Annotated in this window: 26 protein-coding genes; 6 read left to right on the forward strand and 20 right to left on the reverse strand. The window is 37.2% G+C overall.

From position 1 onward, the window contains the following. Nucleotides 1-520: 520 nt before the first annotated feature. Entirely contained in the window at nucleotides 521-3,523 is a 3,003-nt protein-coding gene (locus IC610_RS06020; RefSeq protein ID WP_191735658.1) for a LamG-like jellyroll fold domain-containing protein, read from the reverse strand. A 496-nt stretch (nucleotides 3,524-4,019) separates the two neighbouring features. Between IC610_RS06020 and IC610_RS06025 the strand changes: the two genes are divergently transcribed. The 5 genes from IC610_RS06025 (at nucleotide 4,020) to IC610_RS06045 (ending at nucleotide 6,888) form a co-directional block, all read left to right on the forward strand. Continuing rightward, on the forward strand, nucleotides 4,020-4,796 hold the full coding sequence (locus IC610_RS06025) for a LuxR C-terminal-related transcriptional regulator (protein ID WP_228462854.1): 777 nt from the start codon (nucleotides 4,020-4,022) through the stop codon (nucleotides 4,794-4,796). A gap of 350 nt (nucleotides 4,797-5,146) precedes the next feature. Then, nucleotides 5,147-5,719 (forward strand): hypothetical protein, encoded by a 573-nt coding sequence (locus tag IC610_RS06030; protein WP_191735659.1) that lies wholly within the window; start codon nucleotides 5,147-5,149, stop codon nucleotides 5,717-5,719. Between the two features lie 7 nt (nucleotides 5,720-5,726). Then, complete coding sequence (locus tag IC610_RS06035) at nucleotides 5,727-5,990, forward strand: hypothetical protein (protein ID WP_191735660.1); 264 nt, start codon at nucleotides 5,727-5,729, stop codon at nucleotides 5,988-5,990. Continuing rightward, a complete protein-coding gene (locus tag IC610_RS06040; RefSeq protein ID WP_191735661.1) occupies nucleotides 5,987-6,199 on the forward strand; it encodes a hypothetical protein in 213 nt (70 codons plus the stop codon). Before IC610_RS06035 ends, IC610_RS06040 begins: the two co-directional genes overlap by 4 nt. Nucleotides 6,200-6,225: 26 nt before the next feature. Further along, entirely contained in the window at nucleotides 6,226-6,888 is a 663-nt protein-coding gene (locus tag IC610_RS06045; RefSeq protein ID WP_191735662.1) for a hypothetical protein, read from the forward strand. Nucleotides 6,889-7,097: 209 nt separating this feature from the next. Here IC610_RS06045 and gcvP read toward each other — a convergent pair whose 3' ends face one another. Next, complete coding sequence (gene gcvP / locus IC610_RS06050; protein ID WP_191735663.1) at nucleotides 7,098-9,956, reverse strand: aminomethyl-transferring glycine dehydrogenase; 2,859 nt, start codon at nucleotides 9,954-9,956, stop codon at nucleotides 7,098-7,100. 459 nt (nucleotides 9,957-10,415) lie between these two features. Here gcvP and IC610_RS06055 point away from each other — a divergent pair, with 459 nt between their 5' ends. Beyond that, the gene (locus IC610_RS06055; protein WP_191735664.1) at nucleotides 10,416-10,571 is read left to right on the forward strand and encodes a hypothetical protein; all 156 of its coding nucleotides are present in this window, start codon (nucleotides 10,416-10,418) and stop codon (nucleotides 10,569-10,571) included. 48 nt (nucleotides 10,572-10,619) lie between these two features. Here IC610_RS06055 and IC610_RS06060 read toward each other — a convergent pair whose 3' ends face one another. From IC610_RS06060 to IC610_RS06145, 18 genes are all read right to left on the reverse strand, one after another. Continuing rightward, nucleotides 10,620-11,267 carry a DnaJ domain-containing protein gene (locus IC610_RS06060; RefSeq protein WP_056080995.1) on the reverse strand — a complete coding sequence of 216 codons (648 nt, stop codon included), beginning with the start codon at nucleotides 11,265-11,267 and terminating at the stop codon, nucleotides 10,620-10,622. 382 nt (nucleotides 11,268-11,649) lie between these two features. Next, a complete protein-coding gene (locus IC610_RS06065; protein WP_191735665.1) occupies nucleotides 11,650-11,919 on the reverse strand; it encodes a hypothetical protein in 270 nt (89 codons plus the stop codon). 194 nt (nucleotides 11,920-12,113) lie between these two features. After that, entirely contained in the window at nucleotides 12,114-12,452 is a 339-nt protein-coding gene (locus IC610_RS06070; RefSeq protein WP_191735666.1) for a hypothetical protein, read from the reverse strand. Nucleotides 12,453-12,464: 12 nt separating this feature from the next. After that, the gene (locus IC610_RS06075; protein WP_128414330.1) at nucleotides 12,465-13,019 is read right to left on the reverse strand and encodes an RNA polymerase sigma factor; all 555 of its coding nucleotides are present in this window, start codon (nucleotides 13,017-13,019) and stop codon (nucleotides 12,465-12,467) included. Nucleotides 13,020-13,371: 352 nt separating this feature from the next. Next, nucleotides 13,372-13,815 carry an SRPBCC family protein gene (locus tag IC610_RS06080; protein WP_191735667.1) on the reverse strand — a complete coding sequence of 148 codons (444 nt, stop codon included), beginning with the start codon at nucleotides 13,813-13,815 and terminating at the stop codon, nucleotides 13,372-13,374. A 93-nt stretch (nucleotides 13,816-13,908) separates the two neighbouring features. Then, nucleotides 13,909-14,337 carry an SRPBCC family protein gene (locus tag IC610_RS06085; RefSeq protein ID WP_191735668.1) on the reverse strand — a complete coding sequence of 143 codons (429 nt, stop codon included), beginning with the start codon at nucleotides 14,335-14,337 and terminating at the stop codon, nucleotides 13,909-13,911. Between the two features lie 35 nt (nucleotides 14,338-14,372). Continuing rightward, a complete protein-coding gene (locus tag IC610_RS06090; RefSeq protein ID WP_191735669.1) occupies nucleotides 14,373-15,206 on the reverse strand; it encodes an SDR family oxidoreductase in 834 nt (277 codons plus the stop codon). 316 nt (nucleotides 15,207-15,522) lie between these two features. After that, nucleotides 15,523-16,386, reverse strand: a complete 864-nt coding sequence (locus IC610_RS06095; RefSeq protein ID WP_191735670.1) for a VOC family protein — start codon at nucleotides 16,384-16,386, stop codon at nucleotides 15,523-15,525. Nucleotides 16,387-16,543: 157 nt separating this feature from the next. Continuing rightward, nucleotides 16,544-16,780 carry a DNA-directed RNA polymerase subunit alpha C-terminal domain-containing protein gene (locus tag IC610_RS06100; RefSeq protein ID WP_228462855.1) on the reverse strand — a complete coding sequence of 79 codons (237 nt, stop codon included), beginning with the start codon at nucleotides 16,778-16,780 and terminating at the stop codon, nucleotides 16,544-16,546. Between the two features lie 32 nt (nucleotides 16,781-16,812). After that, nucleotides 16,813-17,226, reverse strand: a complete 414-nt coding sequence (locus tag IC610_RS06105) for an SRPBCC family protein (RefSeq protein WP_191735672.1) — start codon at nucleotides 17,224-17,226, stop codon at nucleotides 16,813-16,815. A gap of 185 nt (nucleotides 17,227-17,411) precedes the next feature. Continuing rightward, a complete protein-coding gene (locus IC610_RS06110) occupies nucleotides 17,412-17,849 on the reverse strand; it encodes a VOC family protein (RefSeq protein ID WP_191735673.1) in 438 nt (145 codons plus the stop codon). 157 nt (nucleotides 17,850-18,006) lie between these two features. Next, nucleotides 18,007-18,531 (reverse strand): DinB family protein, encoded by a 525-nt coding sequence (locus tag IC610_RS06115; RefSeq protein ID WP_191735674.1) that lies wholly within the window; start codon nucleotides 18,529-18,531, stop codon nucleotides 18,007-18,009. Between the two features lie 154 nt (nucleotides 18,532-18,685). Beyond that, complete coding sequence (locus IC610_RS06120) at nucleotides 18,686-19,093, reverse strand: VOC family protein (RefSeq protein WP_191735675.1); 408 nt, start codon at nucleotides 19,091-19,093, stop codon at nucleotides 18,686-18,688. Between the two features lie 27 nt (nucleotides 19,094-19,120). After that, nucleotides 19,121-19,531: a VOC family protein gene (locus tag IC610_RS06125; RefSeq protein WP_191735676.1), complete on the reverse strand. Its 411-nt coding sequence runs from the start codon at nucleotides 19,529-19,531 to the stop codon at nucleotides 19,121-19,123. 77 nt (nucleotides 19,532-19,608) lie between these two features. After that, the gene (locus tag IC610_RS06130; RefSeq protein WP_191735677.1) at nucleotides 19,609-20,199 is read right to left on the reverse strand and encodes a Crp/Fnr family transcriptional regulator; all 591 of its coding nucleotides are present in this window, start codon (nucleotides 20,197-20,199) and stop codon (nucleotides 19,609-19,611) included. Nucleotides 20,200-20,478: 279 nt separating this feature from the next. Continuing rightward, a complete protein-coding gene (locus IC610_RS06135) occupies nucleotides 20,479-21,690 on the reverse strand; it encodes a DUF763 domain-containing protein (protein WP_191735678.1) in 1,212 nt (403 codons plus the stop codon). Between the two features lie 151 nt (nucleotides 21,691-21,841). Further along, the gene (locus tag IC610_RS06140) at nucleotides 21,842-22,060 is read right to left on the reverse strand and encodes a hypothetical protein (RefSeq protein ID WP_191735679.1); all 219 of its coding nucleotides are present in this window, start codon (nucleotides 22,058-22,060) and stop codon (nucleotides 21,842-21,844) included. 78 nt (nucleotides 22,061-22,138) lie between these two features. Next, nucleotides 22,139-23,017 carry a YitT family protein gene (locus IC610_RS06145; RefSeq protein WP_191735680.1) on the reverse strand — a complete coding sequence of 293 codons (879 nt, stop codon included), beginning with the start codon at nucleotides 23,015-23,017 and terminating at the stop codon, nucleotides 22,139-22,141. Between the last annotated feature and the right edge of the window lie 6 nt (nucleotides 23,018-23,023).

The following is a 23,023-nucleotide window of genomic DNA, read 5'->3' on the forward strand; positions in this document are numbered from 1 at the left end:
CCATTATTAACTGACCGGCGTTTTTTATTTCCACGCTTTCTCTAAAAGCACCGCCACTCCTCCCAAAAGAAATGTAGCTCCATCCGAAAGCAATCATATTTTATCCAAAAGAAATTTCATTCCACTCTTTAGCAATCTTGCTCCACCCAAAAACAATCGTACTCCAACCAAAAGAAATACCGTTCCTCCCACAAGCAATTATACTCCGACCAAAAGAAATATCGCCCCACCCAAAAGAAATCACGTTACCGTAAAATACTTTTTCCTTTCCGCAAAAAGTAAAGAAATATCTTCAAAAAACAGCCAACCGTACACCGCAACATTCCACTCTCACAACGCATAACTTTCTTTCCATAAAAGTATTGACCTTATCACTCAACCATGCACCATTCCCCTCCTCTGTAGGGTTGGATTCGACCAAAGGGAGAAGACGGGGTGGTTTCCCATAAAAAAATCCTTCCAATAAATTGAAAGGATTCTTCTAATGAATATGAAATTAACTAAGTGTGCTCTTACCTTTTTATTGAATAATAATTTTAAAGTTGCTGTTCAGTTGGTCTCCCGAAACATTCAGAATATAATTCCCTGAAACTTTCTTCCCTGCAACATTCAGGTTGAAAACTCCGTTTCCGTTAGCTTTCACCTCTTCTTTAAGGATCACTTTTCCAGACATATCAATAACCGTAGCCGTAAGACTGGATTTTTTGTACTCAGGAAGTTTAATGTTAATCTGATCTTTTACAGGATTTGGATAAACCGATCCTACATTTTTACTGATGCTGAATTCCGCATTAGCCAACACTGCCTGACTGTACAAAGCATTAATCTCAGTTTGTGTTAAAGCATAATTATACATTTTCAATTCATCAAATGCACCTTTGTAAGGAGCCGAAGCATTCGCTGTAGACTGGAACTCAAGTTCTCCGATGTTTCCGATAACAAAATCACTTGCTTCACCAATTCCGCCAACAGCAGTTTCATCAGTTTCCGTCATGAAAACACCGTTTCTGTAAATTCTGATCTTGTGAGCGGTAATATCTCTCTGAAGAACCACATGCACCCATGTTCCGTTGAAATAGTTGGCAATAGGTGAAGTAATTTCTTTTTTAGTCACATCATCATCGATGGCAAATCTCAATTGACCACCTTTCATTTCTACGTTAAAACGTTTCCCGGTTGCACCCGTAGCAGTATTTTTTGTAATTGAACCTTTACACAAAACATAAAGACTCGTTGCCGATGAAGTAGGAATCATACTTGCCGGAGCTTTCATCCAGTATGAAACAGTAAATGAATTGGTATTAAACATAATCTGATCCTGATGCGGAATACTCGCGATGTATGGTGTATTCGGCGAAGTCGCCAGATCAAGTGCAAAGTTTTCTTTCCCCGGAACTCTTACGCTTGCATTATCGTAAGCTACATTTAAAGTTCCATTGTTGGCATAAGTGGTTACATCGGCAATCTGCTCACCATCGCCCGGTGTTTCAGAGAAAGGCCAGTTTCCTACAAGACTTGGTGTCAGTGCACGGAAATTCCAGATATCTCCTGTTACAGAACCAAGAGTATTGGAAGAATCGATTCTCCAGTAATAGTCAGTTGCTGTATTTAGATTATTCAGCTGATACGAAGGTGTGGCAGAGTAAGGAACAGTTGCCACATTCGTTAAATTCTGCGGATCTGTTCCGAAATGCACTGTGTAGCTGGTTGTATTTGTGCTTCCTGTCCATTTCAAAAGAATACCACCGTTTGCAAAGTCTACATTTAAATTATTGTTGGCAGGAGTTGGTGTAACTGCTTTGGTTGGAGCTGAAGGAACAGGTGGAGTTGTAACTGATGCATTGGCTGTATAAACCGAAGAATCTGTAGCATTTACCGCTTTTACTCTGTAATAATACTGAGTATTTGGTGTTAAACCTGTCTCATTATAACTTGTAGTATTTGCCGGCAATGTAGCAATTACGGTCCATGCAGTTCCGTTTGGTGAACGTTCCAGAACATAATTGGTTTCGTTGGTTGCATTATCACTCCAGTTTACTGTCAGTGAGCTGGCAGCAGGAGTTCCGGACGTCAATGCATTGGTAAAATTCACTGCAGTTGGCGGATTCACAAAATCCGGAGCTACGGTGTTAGGTAAACCATTAATATAAACTTCAATATTTAAATAAGGTGCGTTCGTAGTGCTTACATTTAATGCATCTGCAACGTTGGGATTCAGTCCGTTTGCAGTTTCCCATGCATCAGGCATTCCGTCGTTATCCGTATCTAAAGGAGCCGGAGCACCGTAGATATGACCTGCACCACCGTTTGTAAATCCAAACTGAGAAGCTAAATCCGTTTGTACATAAACGTAAGTTGCTGTAGTTCCTTTAGACTGTAAATCCGAAACCATCAAACCATCCACCTGATCCCGTTTTGGATAAGATGCTCCTACACCTGCGATGATATTATCAAAAGCACCCTGAGCTGTTAATGTCGGGTTCTTCATCGGATAATCATAAGATGTCGGCTGAATTGCAGTAGCATCTCCGACAGGATATCCCGTTAAATCCTGAGGAACCAAAGTTCCGTCTAAAACTCCGTTTTTATTGTTATCAAAATAATTTCCGGAACCGTACAAATTAAAATTGGCATTCCCAACACTGAAAGGTGTAGTTACTGAACTGCTCGTATTTGGCCCTCCGATAAAATAATTGTTAATGATATTCACATACGAAGCTCCGGCAGAATCTCCACCCATGATGTAGGCTTCTCCGGATTGCGTGTGACCGTAGGTATTCCCATAATTCCCCCAGTTGTAAACGACATTGTTTACAAACTCGTTGATTCCCTTTACCTTGTTGTTACGGGTTTTATTGCAGATGTACAAATTCCCGATCAAACTGATCTTGCCTCCTGCTGAAGGTTGCATTAAACCTCCCGCAGAGTGATTGTGACGGTGTAATCCCTGACCGATAATAGAATTTTGAATTGTAATATTATCCGGACTGTTGCCGTTGTTGTCCCAGTTGATAGAGAAAACTTCGTCAGTTCCCCAGGTGAAAGTCATGTGGTCCAGAATAATATTGGCACCGTTGGAAATTCCCGATGCATCCTGATTCTGAGCTGTCCCGCCATAACGGAGACGCATGTATCTTGCAATGGTATTATTCGATCCTGAGAAAGAAACTCTCGGTCCTAAAAATAAAATTCCTTCTCCGGGAGCGGTTTGTCCGGCAATGGTTGTATTGGCAGCAACCGCAACAACTGATTGCAAGTTCACAATTCCTCCCACTTTAAAGATTACAAAACGGCCTGGCTGACTTACCGCATCACGAAAAGAACCCGCGCCACTGTCATTTAAATTCGTAACCAAATAAATCTGAGGATTGGCAGCGCCTCTCGCTCCGGTAGTAAATCTTCCGAAACCTGTAGCTTCGGGAAAAGCCAAAGTCTGAGCATCGAGACTGATGGCGGACAGTGTCAAGCCGCAAACCAGCAGTGACTTTAACGCATGTTTAACGAGTAGAGAATTTTTGTTCATATTATATTAATTTTGTTTGAACCAATCTACCCAGATTGACAAATATGAGCATCCTGCACAGTCCTGCTACCTTATTAAAAATCAAATATTTACGTTTTAAATCATATTATTTACACTAAGTTAAGAAGGCTTTAATGAGTTGGGAATCATTGGGAAAATGATGGGAAAGTATTTTTTTTAAAATTAAAATTTAAGTTTATCATTTAAATATGAGCTAATGATTGGTAATCTAGCGTATTTTCTTAATTATAATTAAATTCATTCTCAACTATTTAATTAAATATGAAAAAATAATCTTAAAATGAAATTCAAACAAAATAAATTCTACATTTGTTTAAAACTATAACCATTTTACTCACAAACAAATACTGCTTCTGACAAAGTATTTTCACATCTTAATTTCCGCACTCGATATATTTATTATAGAGGATATACGATTGTTAAGATTTGAATTTCATCAGTCACAGATGTTTAATATCTATAAACACAAATTACCATGGAAAAATCTAAAACATCCCTGTATCAAGCTGCTACAGAAGTTTGGGGAAAAGTAATCAAAACCAATACACCGTATACAAAAGATTTGGAGTTGACGCTGGAACTTCATAAAAGACTATTAAATATGTCCCAGGCGGGCCGTCATTATTACATGATATTTAATATAAGCCAAATGGAATTGGAATTCATAAGCCCAGGCATAAAAGATGTTCTTGGATATGAACCACAAGAAATCAATGCATTGTTTTTTCTGGACCAGATACATGCGGATGACAAGCCTTATTTTTTAAATTTTGAGAATAAACTGACCGAGTTTTTCGACAAATTACCATTGGAAAAAAGAGGCAGTTACAAATTCCAGCATGATTACAGGATAAAAACTAAAACCGACAATTACATTCGTCTGCTTCATCAGATTGTTCCCATTGATTTTGATGAAAACAATTATTTCAGAAGTCTAGTTTTGCACACAGACATTACTCATATCAAAAAAGAGGGTACACCTTGTTTTTCTATTATTGGATTTGATGATGAACCCTCTTATTACAATGTAGAAGTTACAGAAAAGCTAACCAAGTCTTTTGACCTATTTACAAAAAGAGAAAAAGAAATTCTGAAATGCATCGTTGAAGGGAAAAACAGTAAAACTATCGCTGATGAATTATTCATAAGTTTAAATACTGTTAATAATCACCGGAAAAACATTCTTAGTAAAGCTGAAGTTCACAATCCTTTGGACTTACTTAGCAAATCGATAAAAGAGGGATGGATTTGAAAATTGAAAATAGCTAGTGATGGCTATTTTTTTTGGTTTGTAGGTTGATTAGCTTTACAATACTTAGTTAAATTATTTATCAAAAAAATAACGCGAAAAAAATCTTGGTATATACACCTCAAATCAGTAAGATTGGCGAAGGTTTGTTTCGCATATAAAAAAGTTTTGTGCAATACCGTCTGACACACTGCAACAGTTAAAACACCTTTGTCTAAGAAAAACTGATTATCATTTTTGTACTGTTGATAGTATTAGATTTTTGCTCAACCAGCGAAGCCGAAAACTGTGTATAGAAAGAGTAGGCAATTTTTAAAAGTGTTTGTCAGCACTATAAAAGCGATTCAAATATTATGGAAAATATTGAAGTAAAAGAATTGATTGCAGTACAAAAAATCCCAAAAATTGTTGATGAGATTAAAAAGCTTGTCAATAAGCCAGCTGATATTGATTCAGCCCTTATTGAATTAGGGATAAGTCCATTTCTTCTTAATCTCTACTTGGCAACCCCGAGAAATTTATCATTTTTAAATATAGGTATTGAAAAAGCACTCTATGTTCCTAGACAAGTTACGACTGATAAAGGAGGAAGAAAATCTCTCTATTTCTTAGAGCAAGGGGAGGCTGTAATAGCTGGAGCATATTTTACAGTAGAAGGTATACTAATCAGACGTGTCACTCGTTTGTCTGGAGCTTCTGAAATCGCAAAGACTGGGGATAAATATAAACTTGAAATATTGTCTTTAGATGAGACAATAATTTTATCCGCAGAAGGATTACTCGAAATTGAAGACGACACAAAAGGAATAGGCAGTTTATCAAAACTAACACAGACTAGTGACAGCCAGATAGTTTCAAGGAATACCAATATAGAACCACTTAAATCAATTTGGGTTGCTTGGAGTTTCATTGATATTGAAAAGTAACATTTCTATGAAAGAGACAATTAAAAAGAATGTTATAGCATATATTGCTTCATTTGCAAATCTTCCTGTTCAAAATGTGGAGGATGAAAATGTATTAAAATCAAATCCTTTAAACTTAGATGATGTAAAACTTGGTTTTCTTGCCATAGCACTAAGAGCATATTTAAAAAGTTTAAATCCAAATCAAACAATTCTTGTTTCTCAACTACGAAAAAATGGATTTACCGTTAAGAAGACTTATGAGCTAGTAATTGAAAAATATGATTTATGAAAAAACTATCCTTCTTAATTATTTTAATGACATTTAATATGATTACTTATGCCCAAGATTCAACCATAATAAGAATTCAAGATTGGTTGACAAAAAACAATATCAGTATAAGAAAAACATTTGATGGGTCAAAAAATGAAAATAAACCGCAGGATTTTCTTTTCAGGAAAATCATAAATCCAAAGATGATTTTTTCAACATTGATTTAGCTGTAAAAATATCTCAAGTAGAAATTTTGAAGAACAAGAAGTCATCATTAATTATATATCCAAAATTAGAATGGCATAAATCAACCGACTCAACTGACTTAAAAAACAAATTAGACGGAGGTTTTAATTTTGAGTTCATTCCATTTGGTTTGAAAGCACCTGATTTACCCGCTGGTTTGCCAAATGAAGGACTTAAGCTATCGCCATGGATTCAAGGTACAACAACTTTCAGAAAAAATTTTATTAGTAATGCGTTTGAAACCAAACTATCAGCCCAACTTTCCTTGGTAAGCAATTACAAATATTATCCTGGTTCTAATATCCGTGATAAGAAAGGGAATTTTAGAATGAGGTATTATCCTTATGTGGGTATCGAGTATTATAATATTCCTGACTTCATTATTAAAGGAAATTCTGAAACTTTCTCAACATACTTTTTAAGACTATTTGGCGAAGTTTGGATTACACCTCAAACTTTACAAATAACAATTGACGGTACTTACAGACATATTTTTTCAGGAAAAACATCGATTAGGAAAGATTTACCAATCTTAGCAACTTCACTTTACTTCTATCCAGGTAGACAGGAAAACTTTGCAATAGGCTATGAATATTTACACGGATATTCTTCTGATAATACTTTTAATATAGTGCAAATATCATCACTAAAACTTGGTTTTAAATTCTAATGGTACAGCACACAACAGTGCATTGGCGTTATGGCGGCTGACGACTGTAGGCTCAATAGTAGTAATACTACTGGGCTTTTATACTATATTCGGCTGACGGAATTCTGTTGCCGCCACAACGCCAATGCTTCAACGTTAAATCAATTTTCCATCAAAAAAAATCCCTCTCAAAACTGAAAGGGATTTTCTATATCTAAAAAAGTTTCTAATTACATATAAGCTTCAATCGGCTCACAAGTACAAACCAAGTTTCTGTCTCCGTAAGCTTCGTCAACTCTTGAAACTGAGGCAAAGAATTTGTGCTCTCTAACCCAGTTTAATGGATAAGCTGCTTTTTCTCTGCTGTATGGTTTATCCCATGAGTCAGAAATTACCAATTGCTCAGTGTGAGGAGCGTTTTTCAATACGTTGTTTGCATGATCAGCTTCACCGTTGGCAATCTCATCGATTTCATGTTTGATGGCGATAAGAGCTTCTGCAAAACGGTCGATTTCAGATTTGCTTTCAGATTCTGTAGGCTCAATCATCAAAGTTCCTGCAACCGGGAAAGAAACCGTAGGTGCGTGGAAACCGTAATCCATCAGTCTTTTTGCAACATCAGCCACTTCAATTCCTAAAGATTTAAACTGACGGAAATCTACGATACACTCGTGCGCTACTCTACCTTCTGTATTTGAATATAAAATAGGGAAATGCTCCGCTAAGATTTCTTTTAAATAGTTTGCATTTAAAATCGCGTGCTCAGTTGCTTTTTTCAAACCTGAAGTTCCCAACATTTTGATGTACGCGTAAGAAATATTTAAGATCAATCCAGAACCGTAAGGCGCTGCAGAAATTCCTTCGATTGCTTCTTTTGAACCTACTTTAATGTTGGCATTGGTTGGCAAGAAAGGAACCAAATGTTTCGCAACACAGATCGGACCAACTCCAGGGCCTCCGCCTCCGTGAGGAATAGCAAAAGTTTTGTGAAGATTTAGGTGACAAACGTCTGCTCCGATGTTTCCTGGACTTGTATATCCAACCTGAGCGTTCATGTTGGCACCATCCATATAAACCTGTCCACCATGATCGTGAACCAACTGAGTAATTTCTTTAATATTGGCATCAAAGAATCCGTAAGTTGACGGATATGTAATCATTACACAAGAAAGGTTTTCAGAGTGCTGTTCCGTTTTTGCTTTGAAGTCTTCAAAATCAATTTCTCCGCTTTCAAGGTTTTTAACGACAACAATTTTCATTCCTGCCATTGCTGCAGAAGCCGGATTGGTTCCGTGTGCAGACTGAGGAATCAACACCACATTTCTGTGACCCTCACCTCTTGAGATGTGATATTCTCTGATCACCATCAATCCTGCATATTCTCCCTGAGCTCCAGAGTTGGGCTGAAGTGAAGTTCCTGCAAAACCAGTAATTTCAGAAAGATCTTTCTCTAATTCTCTGATCATTTCCTGATAACCGCCTGCCTGATTTACCGGTACAAATGGGTGAATACTTCCCCATTCTGCCCATGAAAGCGGCAACATCTGAGTCGCAGCGTTCAGTTTCATGGTACAAGAACCAAGAGAAATCATTGAATGAGTTAATGATAAATCTTTTCTTTCAAGACGTTTGATGTAACGCATCAATTCTGTCTCTGTATGGTATTTGTTGAATACTTCTTCCGTTAAGATTTCATCTTTTCTAAGATTTTCTTCAGGAATGCTGTATCCTTCTTTTATTTCTAATTTAAAAGTCTGCTTGTCTTTGAACTGAGCGAAAGAAGCCATCAAAACATTCAGTTTTTCAAGCGTTGTACTTTCGTTGATCGCAATGCTGATAACGCCTTCTGTGAAATAGTTCAGGTTTAATTTATGATCAAGCATCATTCTCATTAATCTTGCTTTCTCATCTTCAGCCATCACGATTTTTACCGTATCAAAAATCGGCTCTTCAACCGTCTGATAACCTAAAGCTTTCAATCCGCCTTTCAAAGCATTGGCTTTAAAGTGAATTTGGTCAGCAATGTAGTTTAATCCCTTCGGACCGTGATAAACAGCGTACATTCCGGCCATAACCGCTAAAAGAACCTGAGCAGTACAGATGTTTGAAGTCGCTCTTTCTCTTTTGATGTGCTGCTCTCTCGTCTGTAAAGCCATTCTCAGTGCACGTTTTCCGTACATATCCTGAGAAACCCCGATAATTCTTCCCGGAATATCTCTTTTGTAATCTTCTTTACATGAGAAAAATGCTGCGTGAGGACCACCATAACCCAATGGAATACCGAATCTCTGCGAAGTTCCAACCGCACAGTCAGCGCCCATTGATGCAGGAGATTTCAATTTAACCAAAGCCATAGGATCACAAGCAACAACAACCTGTAAGTCTAATTTTTTGTATTCAGCGATATCCTCTGTATAGTCTAAAACGATTCCGTTTTTTCCTGGATATTGCAGTAAAACTCCGTAATATGATTCGTCGAACTGGTGCGCTTTGTGATCACCTTCAACGATTTCGATTGCTAAACCTTCAGCTTTTGTTTTTAAAACAGAAACGGTTTGAGGTAAAACCAAATCAGAGATAAAGAACTTATTGGCTCCTGCTTTTTTCTGATCTTTAGTTCTGTTGTTGAAGAACATGTGCATCGCTTCTGCAGCCGCCGTAGATTCATCCAACAAAGATGCATTTGCCAAAGCAAAACCTGTCAGATCGCACACAACAGTCTGATAATTAAGCAAAGCTTCTAATCTTCCCTGCGCGATTTCTGCCTGGTAAGGCGTGTACGCTGTGTACCAGCTTGGGTTTTCAAAGATATTTCTCTGAATCGCCGATGGCAACAGGGTATTGTGATATCCAAAACCGATATAGCTTGTATAGTCAGTGTTCTTAGCCGCCAGTTCTTTCGAATGGTTCAGCATCTGATATTCTGAAAGCGGTTCTGAAATGTTCAGATCATTTTCTAAACGGATTGATGATGGAATGGTTTGAGAAATCAATTCTTCGATACTTGAAACGCCAACTTTTTCCAACATTGCCTGCTTATCGGCTTCGTTTAGGGAAATGTGACGGCTCACAAACTGCTCTGTATTCATTTTTATATATTAGATTTTGTTTGAAAAAAAAGATTCGTAAAATTACGATTTTTAAAATGATTTCACAACCTAAGTCGCTGTCAGAGATTGGCTTTTTGCAATTGGCTTTAAAATCGAAGTTTTTAATCTTTCAAATGACCGGTTGTGAATGATAATCCGGAATTTATTTAAATCTTCTATCGGAACGATTTGAGTTTATTAAGTTGTTGATAGAAGCCTAATTTGAATACTAAAGACATTTGGGTTTTGCTTATTAGCGGTTCTTAAGTTTCACAAAGCCGTTTGACATCGTCGAATTTTCGATCTAACTTATAAAGCTGAAGGTTTTTTTGTGATTAATTAATGAAATCATCTATAAATTTTCCCACACAATATTGTCTCAAATCCTTTACTAATCAGCTATTAAAGAAATTTTAAATTTTATTAATTATATTTATTCTAAATTAATATATTTGCAGTATGAATAACATTACTCCGTTTAAAGTTCCGCCATTGACTCCGGTATTTTCTTTCACGAATGAAGAAATGTTCTGTGGCGACAAAAAATCTTGCTGTAAAAAATTCAAGAAAGGTAAACGATGCAAAAAATGTCCGGGAAATAAAAAGCTGGCTTAATTGGGTTGGAGTGTTTTAGTGTCTGAGAGTTTTTGGATTTCTTAAATCTTAAATAAAATTGCTGATCCAGAAATAGATAGCAATTGCTAAAATAATGATTCCCCAAATCAGCAACATAATCTTTGGATAACCTCGTCGGTTGATAACTGTTCTGGGTTGTGGCTTAAATAATTCCTCCGCTCTGTCTCTGAACTTTTCTCCGTCAGATTCAAAAACTTCTGTTATCGTAATTCCCTGAACAACAGTTTTGTGCAAAAGCGAATTGGTCGCATGCAGCAACAACTGAAATTTTCCGTTTTTAAATTCTGTGATCTTAAAAATTCTTTCTCCATACGCCTTTTCCAAACCAAACGGTAAAACTTTCACCACATCAGCATTCTGTGTCTGCCATGTGATGATGATTTCCTCACCTTTTTTCGCATGAATTTTATTCGCCGAAAAAGTTTTAATTGAAGGCGGAACGGTGTATCTGAAACTTTTCTGAAGACTTTCTAAATTCTGGTCGTAAGTAATCCTTCTTCCTTTATCGCTCAGCGTTTCGTACGCTTCCTGAATTTCTTTAAAACGTTCGGCAAAAAAATCATCATTTTGATTTTTATCAGGATGGTATTTTAATGAAAGTTTTCTGTAGGATTTTTTGATGTCTTCATCTGAAGCATCACGAGAAATCCCGAGAAAATAGTAGTAGTCTTTCATTTAGGCTAACAAAAATAAGGATTTTGTTCTTGCGGGCAAAAATAATGATGCCACGAATGCACGAATTTTATCAAAACGAACGTATTATTTTAACGAAAAGGTCGGCAAAATATTTTTTAGGTTTTTTGTGCATTTCTCGTTCGCAAAGACGCTCTAATCAGCAAATGACAGCAGTGTTAGTTAGTTTTTATTTTTAGTGAACGATTATCGTATTTGTCATTCTGTTAGAAATCTAAGGTACTTTTTATCTTCGATGTCAAGATTCCTCCGGAATAACAAACGTTGTGTTGATTTAAATTTAAAGAATTTCGTGCATTCGTGGCAAAAAAATTCCGACACATTTTTTGCGCCGGAATAACAATTTCATTTAGTTACTTTCTGATTATGCTTCTGCAAAATCTTCTTTTCTCACATCTTTTCTGCAACATCTTGAAGCAAATTCTTTCTTAAACTTTCCTTTCAATTCCTGATACTGCTCCTCATCCATTTCTCTGATCTTATCTGCCAATCCGAAAGGTGATTTTTCTTTGATTCCATACTCATTGAAAATACCTCTTACAAATCTTTTTCTTTCAATTACTTTTTTGGCAACCACTGCAACTCCGGCAACGGCTAGTGCTCCTAGAACACCTTTTAATACTGAATTTTTCATTTTCTTAAATTTTAAATTTTACTACTTTCTGTTTTTTTATAGAGACGAATTCGTTTTAGTTTTTACTTTACTACTTCTTTCAAATTCATCAAAATTAATTTCGCAAATCCTTCGACAGCTCAGGATGACATCAATTGTGTTGTTAATGAAGAAATTTTCCTCCATTTAGGGTTGGGGAAAGAAAATTCCTGAACCTATTCGTTATTTCTGTTGAAAAATCCGCTGGAACATTTCTGTCTCCAGACTTCTTTGAATTTTTCCTTCTCCTCGTCAGACATTCCTTCCATCTTATGTTGCAGATGTTTCTCTTTCATATCTCTCATTCCTCTCCCGAATTTTCCGTGAAAGCCACCAAAAAGAATTTTACTCAATACCAGTATTCCCATCGCCTGCCAGTAACTGATAGTTTTCACACCAATTACTTCGGGTAAAATGCAGTTCCAAAGCCACATTACAATCAGCGCAACAGCAAGGAAAATCAAGGGCGGACATAAAATTAGAAGTGCCCAGCTTTTTTTATATTTATTGTTCATTTTGTTTTATTTCTAATTATTTAAATCTTCGTACAACTGTCTCAATCTGTTTCTCAAATGCTTTACTGCATAATTTTTACGGCTGATGATCGTTTTGATATTTTCACCTTGTTCATCAGCGATTTCCTGTAAAGTTTTATCATTGAGTTCGTTTTCCATGTAAACCAGTTTCTGTTTTTCAGGAAGTTCTTCTAAGGCTTCAAACAGTTTTTTCCAAATTTCATCCTGAAACATTTTCACATCGGGTCCCGCACTGTCGTCGAGCAACAGAATATCTTTTATCGAAAACGATCCGTCTTCATCTTCATAGACAAAATCTTCAAGGTTTTCGGTTTTCTTTTTTCTGTATTTATCGATGATTTTGTTGGAAGTAACACGATATAACCATCCGCCGACATTTACAATTTCAGAAAGATTGGTCAAACTGCTGAACTGATACCACACCTCCTGCAGAATATCTTCCGCATCTTCGGTATTTTTCACTTTCGGGCGAATGAAAGACATCAGTTTTCCACCGTAGTTTGACACGGTCTGCGAAATAATGTTTTCCTTTTCCTTCTGTGGCATTGTTATTTTCTCGGCAATCTCCATATTGCTATGACGATTGTTGTTTTTGTTTTACTTTAATGAATGTAAAGATTTTTTTTGACATTTAAGTTTTTCGTTTGTTAATCGTGTTTTTGTACCAGGATTTTTTTCAGGAGCTATTTCCAGCTATCCACTATATCTTTTTTGCATTGGTCTCCACTTTGTTCCGTCCAACGCAAAAAAGGATGCCGTTTCTATCTGGGCTATGACACGACTTCGCAAAAACATTTTTTTAGATATCAACATAAAACTTCTAAATAAAACAAAAAACCCTGCAAGCGTTTGAAACGCTGGCAGGGTTGTGTAATTGAACTGTAATTAAAAATATATTTTACTTCGCTTCTGAAAGATTTTTCACCACTTCCAGACCTTTGGTAAAACCATTCTGCATGTGCTCTTCCCAATCTTTTTCGGTCTGAACTTCCACATGAAGTTTGGTTTTGCCATCATAGTCAATGAGAATATATTTTTCAAAACATCCGCTCCATTGCTTGATTTCCATGCTTTCGGTGTCTTCCACTCCATTTTCATCAATCATTCCGAGATGTTTAAAAATCATCTGATCAGGTTCTTCAATACTGTCGATGGTAGAAACCATTCCTGCACCTTTGGGATTTACGAAATAAGTTTTGCCACCAACTTTCCAGTCGGTTTTCATTTGCGATCCCGGACCGAAAAATTGGGTCCATTCGCTGTAGGTTTCTTTTCCAAATAACACATCCCAAACTTTTTGCTTGGGTGCGTCAATCACGGTTTCGTAAGATAGTGTTTCCATATTTTTTTAATTTTAAGCAGGTTTCTCAGTTCAGGTTTAAAAATCGCACAAATTTTCCCATTAACTAAAGGAGAAATCTTGCTAATCGACTGATCACAGTTGATTTTCAGACAGATGCTTCACATTCTGAATTGCCATTGGGATCTTCTCTTCAAAGAAACTTTTAAATTCCTCTGAAGTGTTGATTTCCAATCTTAATTTGGTAGAATAATCAGTCTCTTCAAGAAAGTAAGATTCTGTAGCATCACCCCAGTCCATCGGAGTTTCGATACCGCTGTAGATTTCTCCTAAATGTAGAAAAACCATTTCTTTCTGAGGTATATTTTTCACCACTCTGCTGAACATTCCGTTGTTATCAGGATCTAAAAACTGTACTTTGCTGTCTTCTTCCAAAGTTCCGATGTAGAAAGATCCTTCATGAAAGGCCGACGTCCATTGCCTGTAAGAAAACTCGTCCCACAGTACGCTCCAGACCTTTTCAGGAGCGGCATCTATTGTTATTTCAAATTTTAAAAGTTCCATGTTTTGAAGTTTAGGTTTGGTTTAGATTCAATGATTTATCCTCCTACAAAATCTCCGCCGTTAATGTGAATAATTTCTCCGGTGATAAAACTTGAATCTTCTGATGCAAGGAAAACATAAGCCGGCGCTACTTCAGAGGGCTGACCTGCCCTTTTCAGAGGAGTATCTTTTCCGAAAGATGCAATATCTTCAAATGTTTCTTTCACTAATGGCGTCCAGATTGGGCCCGGGGCAACGCCATTCACAAGAATTTTCTTTTCTGCTAAATTGACGGAAAGCGATCGGATAAACGTCGCGATTGCACCTTTTGTCGAGGAGTAGTCGATAAGGTGATCGCTGCCACGATAGGCCGTAACAGACGTTGTGCAGATAATTCTCCCGCCCTTATTCATTAGTTCTAAACAATCTCTGGTGAAAGAAATCATGGAAATAATATTAACATCAAACGTTTTTGCAATTTGGTCATCCGCTATTTTTTCAAAATCCGTTTTCGGAAACTGAATTCCTGCATTATTAACTAAGATGTCTAAAGTTTTCCATTGTTTTTTAACCCGTTCAAGACATTTTGTTCTGAATGCTTTTTTAGAAATATCACCTTTCATCAGAAGGCACTGCTGGCCTTCTTTTTCAACGAGTTTCTGAGTTTCCCTGGCGTCCTTGTCGTTTTCCTGATAGATAATGGCAACATCAGCACCCTCGCGGGCGAAGTGAACTGCTACCGCCTGACCAATTCCGCTGTCTCCACCTGAAATGATGGCTTTTTTATTAAGTAATTTTTTACTTCCGAGATAATTTTTACGGATAATCTCCGGATGAAGTCCATTTTTCGGGACTTTTGATAATGATTTTGACTTGTTCTGCGTCTTCATAGGCAAATCTTTTTTCCACTGATAACAACAAACAGCAAGCCGAAACGGGGTGAGGGATTCAAGATTCAAGATTCAAGATTCAAGATTCAAGATTCAAGATTCAAGATTCAAGATTTGAAATTTGAGATTTGAGATTTGAGATTTGAGATTTAAAGAAGTAAATATTTTATTCTGTGGAATCATTCAAGTATTACTTATTCATCATCGCTTGAAACTTTCTTCAATATCCGATACCCGAATTGGAATCTTCTATCTAAATTTTGTAAAAGATAACGCGCTCCCGAATCCCGAACTCTAAACCAGAAACCCGCATTTCTCAACTCATATAAGCCAGCTCCAAATCCTTAATTACGATTTTCTGCATTTTCATCATCGCCTGAACGACTTTGTGTGCTTTTTCCTGATCAGAATCATTCATCAGCTGAATCAATTTTTTGGGAACAATCTGCCAGCTTACGCCAAACGGATCTTTCAGCCAGCCACACATGCTTTCTCTGCCACCATTTTGGGTTAAAGAGTTCCACAAGTGATCGGTTTCCTCCTGATCATCGGTCATCACAACGATTGAAATTCCTTCATTAAAATCAAATTTATGGTCATAAGAATTGTCCATACAGAAAAAACTGTAGCCGTCTATTTCAAAATGAGCGTGCTGTACATTCTCCGGAACTTCATGATTTTCATCACCAACACCTTCTCCATACTTTAAAACTCCTCCAACCTTGGAATTTGGGAAAATTTCAGTGTACAATTCCATCGCTTCCATAGCTTTTCCGTTGTTTTGATGAATGAACATCAATGTTGGAATCAGTTTCTGATCGCCCTGTTTTTCGCCCAGATACAGTTGCCACGTAGTTCCAAACTGATCTCTAACCCAGCCATATTTTTTGCTCCATGGATATTCTCCAAGGTCCATCAGAACGATTCCGCCATCGGATAACTGATTCCAGTAATTCTGAACCTCATCTTCAGTTTCACACAATATCATAAAAGAGATTGAAGCGTTTCTTTCAAACTGCGGACCGCCATTTAAAAGCATTAATTTCTGCCCGAAGAGTTCAATATTCATTACCACGGGAGTATCAGCAGTGACTGTTCCGCTGAAAACTTTACAGTAAAATTCTGCAGCTTCTTTTGCGTCTTCATTGTGCCAGAGACACGGGAAAATATCGTTGTTCATATTATTTATTTTTTCTAACTCATTATTAGACGTCGAATTGCACGCGCCCCGACCTGAATGGAGCTCTTTTTGTAAGCCAGGGAAAAAGCAAGGCACAAAAAAGCGGGAATGGGGGGCGGATAAAGGCGCCCTAAAAATAACAATTTTAGCCGACAGATTAAGGTTTGAAGGAGAAATGATGATGATTCATATATACCTTCAGCTTTTTGACTGAATTTTTCCCGAATCCATGAAATTGTAATATTTCTTTTTCGGTATAATCTGAAAGTTTTTCCAGAGAATCTATTTTTTCTTTTTGCAATGCTCTTCTCGCAGGCATAGCAACCACTCCCTTCAAAAAATCTCCTGAAACTTCATGACAGTCACTACAAAAAGGTTTTAAATATTTTGCCATAATTATCAGATTGATCATGACTGAAAGATGAACTAATTGTTTTCCACGTACTTGTGGAAGTTGTTGAGTATCGCATACCAGCCTTCGCGCTGCATCTCTACAGAGTTTTGCGTTTCAGGATCGAAACTGATCTTCACCTTTGTTGTATTTTCGTCTGCTTTTTCAAAAACGATTTCGACGTTTCTGCCATCTTCCATGTGGTATTTGATCAATTCATTTTCCACGACTTCATCGTAGATTCCCACAAAATCAAATCCGAAACTTCCGTCTTTGGCTTCCATTCTGTTGTTGAATTTCCCACCCACTCTCAGGTCATTTTCAGAACTCGGGCATTCCCATGATTCGTGGGCAAAATTCCATTTTACGATGTATTCTGGATCGTTGTAGTAGTCCCAAACTTTTTCTACAGGTGCTAAAATTGTAATGTCTATTTTTATCTTTTCCATTTTTATTTTTTTTTCGAATATCTGTTACTTGGAGTACTATTTAATTTAACGCAATGCCAAAACAGAGAATTTAAATTTTAAAAGTTTTAAGTAAGACGAAGGCGTAAAATTAAAAAAAGAGATACAAAGCTTTTTAATTATGACAGTTTGCGGAAAATCATAATTTCTTCAAATATCGTTTTATTTTACCCTTCGTAGCCCTGATCAGTAGAAAAATTGATCATCCAGTAGACTCCGAATTTATCCTGAAAACTTCCGAAATAATCTCCCCAAAACTGATCTTCGAGAGGCATTTCAATATTTCCATCTTCAGAAAGTGCTTTAAAGATTCTCTCTGCATCTTCTCTGGAATCCGGGAAAATGGAAACATAATTATTGTTCCCGACCGTTAAATTCTGTCCGAATGATGGCACAATGTCTGATGCCATCAATAGATCACCACCCACACGGAGTGCGATGTGCATCACTCTGTTTTTTTCTTCGTCTGACAGGTTCTCAGTTCCTGGAGCATTGCCCATTTTGTGAACGCCGCCAACGAATTCGCCACCGAATACTGTTCTGTAAAAATTGAAGGCTTCTTCTGCTTTGCCGTCAAAATTGAGGTATGGATTTAATTTAGGCATAAGGTTTTGTATTTAAGGTTTAAGATTTAAAATTCAAGGTTTAAGGTTTAAGATTCAAGGTTCAAGGATTATTAACAGGTTTAAAATTTTCAGATTTGAAATTCGCTTCCCTAGGTTAGAAATCTCATAACACGAATCCCGAAACCCGAAACTCGAACTAGTATTTCATGTTTTCGTCGAAGTCGTATTTCATTCCTTCGTAGTTAAGGATTCTGCGCATTAAACCGATTTGTCCGGATAAGTAATCTTCGCGTCCGATGCACATTCCTACGAAGTTGAGAACATTTTCAGGGAAGAAATCGATATTCATTCCCATTGGAAAATCTCTGCCAAGTTCTTCGTCTGAGACTTCCAGTAATCTATTGTAAACCAAAGGTGAGATGTGATGAAAACTGTCTTTTAACTGTTTTAAAGTCGGATATTTAAAGCTTTCATCCAGTGCTTTTCCTTCGGAGAAATATTCTATGAATTCAAATTTTTCTTCCAGTCCTAGTACATTTCCCATTGCGTAGCGCATGTCGAGAAAGTTTCCTACCATCCAGATGATGTGATTGGTTCTGCCTTCGATTCTCTGCAAAGCATCTTCCTCAGAAATTCCGTCGAGAACCATCAGAAAATTCTGACTGTGACCGCGGAATGCCGGGATGATGATGTCTAGTTTTTGTGATTTTGGGGTGTCCATAAATTTATTTGAGATTTGAGGTTTGATGTTTGAGATTTTGTTTCGCACAGATTTCACGGATTTGCACGGATGATTGTGGGAATTCATTTGAGGTTTGATATTTGAGATTTGAGGAGATTAGCTAAAAAATCGTCTCAATTTGCGAGAGCTAAATTTACTCCGTCGGTATTTGAGACATATCTGCAAAAGTGACATTCCAGCCGTGACCGTTGATGTCCCAGAAAGAGTTTTGATACATCCAGCCATAATCCTGCGGCTTTTCGTGTTGCGTGGCTCCGTTGGCAACTGCTGCGTTGACAATCTGATCAACTTCCTCGCGGGAATCCATGCCGATTGCTATCAAAACCTGCGTGGTATCACCCTTGGGAACAGGCCTTTCAGAAAACGTCATAAAATATTCTTCGGTAATAAACATCACGCAGATATTTTCGCCTAAAATAAAACATACCGCTTTTTCATCGGAAATATTTTCGTTAACCGGGAAACCGAGATTCGTCCAGAACTCCTTTGTTTTCGGAATATCTTTTACCGGAAGGTTCACATAAATTTGATTGATTTTCATTTTATTGCAATATAGTTGGTTAAAATTCTATTCTGAAGGAATCTGAGAAACATCCCCGTGCATCACTTCCCACTGATGACCGTCGGGATCGGCAAATGCCCATTGATACATCCAGCCGTGATCTCTGGGTTCGCTGTATTCTGAACCTCCGTTTTCGGTAGCTGTTTTTACCATTGCATCAACTTCGTCACGGCTTTTAACACCGATTGCTAAAAGAGTCTGCGTAGTTTGTCCGTCTGCAACCGGTCGGTCGGTGAATGTTTTGAAAAAGTCTTCATGAAGAAACATAGTGTAGATGTGATTTTCTTTCATCACTACACAGATCGCTTTTTCGTCAGAAAACTGTTCATTGATAGAGAATCCTAATTTCGTCCAGAATTCTCTCGCTTTCTGAACATCTTTTACAGGAAGGTTGACATAAATATCCGTGATTTCCATTTTGTAATTTTTTAGTGTTAAACTTTAAACCAAAATTACCAAGTCAATACGAAAATCAACTTGCCATAAGACAAGATTTAAACTTTTCTGGGATGTGAAACAATTTCTTTACGGATTCTGCTGAGTGAAGTGTCTGTAACGCCCAAGTATGAAGCGATTTGCTTTAACGGAGCGAACTGTACCACCTGTGGTTTTTGTTCTAAAAGATTAAGATATCTTTTCGTTGCCGAAAGTGTAAACATTTCCACAGAGCGTTGTTTGTAGGCAAAAAGTTCCTGTGACATCCATGCTCTTCCCCACTCACTAAGGTTTTGAATTTTGTGATATAACTCCTGAAACGTATCGAAATCTATTTTCAACAACTCACAATCTGTGATGCAGACGATGTTTTCCTGGGTTGGAATTCTCTGAAAAAGTGAGGAGACCTCGATAACAATTTCATTTTCCACAAAAAAGTGCGTGGTAACGTCATTTCCGTTAAAATCTGTTACAAATGACCTCGCCAAACCTTTCTCTAAAATATAATATTCATTAGCTGTTTTGCCTTCTTCAAGGATTAAATCTCCCTTCTGAAAAACCACTTTTTCGTGAGCCTGAAAGATTTCTGTAAGTTCTTCTTCAAAAAAGAACGGAAAATCTGAATATACTTCAAAGGCTTTGCTGGTCATGAATTTCCTGTTTGTGTTAAAGTTTTAAAATTAAAGTTTTTATTGGAATAATGGAGAGAAAATTTTTGCGCCAATAAAGATTCTTTCTAATCCAAAAATTTTAACATACTCGTTTCCTGAAGATGACTGTTTGAATACAGAAGAAAACCCATAAATTTTAAATAATCTTAGATTCTTATTAAGACATCTCTTTATCAATCTCGAGGAATTCATTTAAAAGTTTAAACCATTTAGATTACTACTGAATGACAAACTAGACGCTGATTGTAATGTTAAATTTTAAAACAAAGAAAGCTGAATCGGTTTTGGCTTAGGAGGTTTTTCAGCGTCACCGAAGACCGTTTTGCCACCGAAGCGCCATGAATTCTGACGTTCGTCTTCAATTACATCATTGATATCGAAATCAGGAGTAAAATTTTTCTCAGCTTCGGAAATAATCGTGTGAAGCTTATTAATTGACTGCAATTTATCTGAATTTCCCAGTTTTGATTTTTCAATTCCTTTCTGTAAAATATTGATCGTTTCATCATAAACATTGATCGGAACGGGGAACGGATGACCGTCTTTTCCGCCATTGGCAAAGGAAAACCGTGCAGGATCTCTGAATCTTGAAGGCGCGCCGTGAATTACTTCGCTGACCAAAGCCAGACTTTGTAAAGTTCGTGGACCGACACCTTTCAGCAACAACAATTCCTCAAAATTTTCAGGCTGATTTTCTCTGGTCATGTACAAAAGTGTTCCCAGCTTTTTCAGATCGACATCGGAAGCACGAACCTCATGATGGGCTGGCAAAATCAAATTGGCAAAATCCTGCATAATCTTCTCTGAATTGGTGTGTGAAATTTCTATAATTCCTTTCCGGCTCTCTTCGGCTTCATGGGCAGTTAAGTTTAAAATATTTCCACGGTTGATTCCCTGAATGCCTTTGTGCGGTTCGTCGACAAATGATTCCATATTTTCGGAATGCCAGTGATATCGACGTGCAGTTCCGTCTGCATCATTCATTCCCTGTTGCACAACCGCCCAATTTCCTTCATCAGATAAAATAAAATTATGAAGATAAAGCTGATAACCATCCTGAATAGCAGTGTTGTCCACTTTTGCTGAAAGTTTACTTGCACGAACCAATCCATTTCCGTCTAAACCAGTTTTATCAGCAATAATGAGAAGTTCATTCGGAGTTTCTTTTGAAAACCTTCCCTTTCCGCCACAGATATAAATTCCGAGTTCTCTAGAATTGGGATTGATGCTGCGTTTCAAAGCACCCATCACGGAAGTTGTAATTCCTGACGAATGCCAATCCATTCCCATCACTGCGCCAAAACTCTGGAACCAAAAAGGATCTGCCAATCTGCGGAGAACTTCATTTTTTCCGTAATCTGCCAACATCACTTCTACGATGGAAAGTCCGAGCACAGTCATTCTTTCGTAGAGCCAAGGCGGTACTTTTCCGTAGTGAAGGGGCAGTGTTGCGGTTCCGGAGCGTTTCATTTTAAGGTTAAGGTTAAGGTTAAGGTTAAGGTTAAGGTTAAGGTTAAGGTTAAGGCAAAATTAAAGCCTTATGATTGAAATTCATAAGGCTCTGAACATAATTTTTATTTTAATGTAAATTTTTTCGAAATAGAATCTGATTTTAAGAATATTACTTTTTCTGGAAATTACCGATTTTTAAAAACATATTCAGAATACCCAAAATCAATCCTGTTCCGACTGCTATCACTAAAGATTTCAGCAGCAAGTTTTTTAATGCCTCGATATCTGAAAAATCGATATCAAATAATCCAAAGACCAGAATTCCAGCAAAAAGTCCTGCAGAAATGGGTATAAATGTTATTTTAAAATAGGTAGATCTGTTTGTCATCTTTTTAGTTTTAATTAAAATTTATTTTAATCTGAAGAAAATCAATACTCAAAATTAACGTTCGCAAATTAAGAAATTTTAATGCTTAATAATCTCCTTTACGATTCCACCCTGAGGTTCTCTAACCGTTTGAGTGAAAATAAATGCCTTCGGATCGATGGCACGGACAATATTCTGTAATTTTCTAACTTCCAGTCGGGTTACAATCGTGAAAATAATATCGGCATCGGCACTTTGCTCGAACGATTCTTTCATAAAACCTCTTTCGCCTTTATACACAGTAATCCCTCGGTTCATCGTTAATACCAAAGCTTTTTTAATTTCTTCACTATTCCCAGAAACGATGGTTACGCCGGTGTAGGCTTCGATTCCTTCAATCACATATTTTGTAATCTGACTTGCGACCAAGTACGTCATAATCGCGTACAAAGCGGTTTCCACTTTTAGGAATACGGCTGCGATGATGAAGATAATGACATTCATTCCCAAAATAATTTCGGTAATGCTGAAACTGCTTTTTTTGAAAGTTAATAACGCTAAAACTTCCATTCCATCAAATGTTCCGCCTCCACGCATGGAAAGTCCGATTCCGATTCCCAGAAAGAAACCACCGAACATGGCGACCAGTAATTTATCGTGGGTCAGTTCGGGAAAAGGAACAAAATACATCGTTAAAGCAATTAAAAGTATCGTTAAACTGCTTCGGATAGCAAAATGTTTCCCGATCTGAAAATAAGCGAGAATGATAAAAGGAATATTTAAAATAAATAAAGTCAGTCCTAAATTCAGATGATAAACTTCGTACAGTAAAAGTGAAATTCCGGTAACGCCACCGTCTAAAAAGTGGTTGGGAACGAGGAAAGATTTTAAAGCAAAACTCGCAGAAATTACGCCTAAAAACAGATAAATGATATCTGAAACGGTAAATAGCGGGCCATGTTTGGTTGCTGAGCTCATAAGATG

It is taken from the genome of Chryseobacterium caseinilyticum (assembly GCF_014837145.1).
GTDB lineage: Bacteria > Bacteroidota > Bacteroidia > Flavobacteriales > Weeksellaceae > Chryseobacterium > Chryseobacterium caseinilyticum.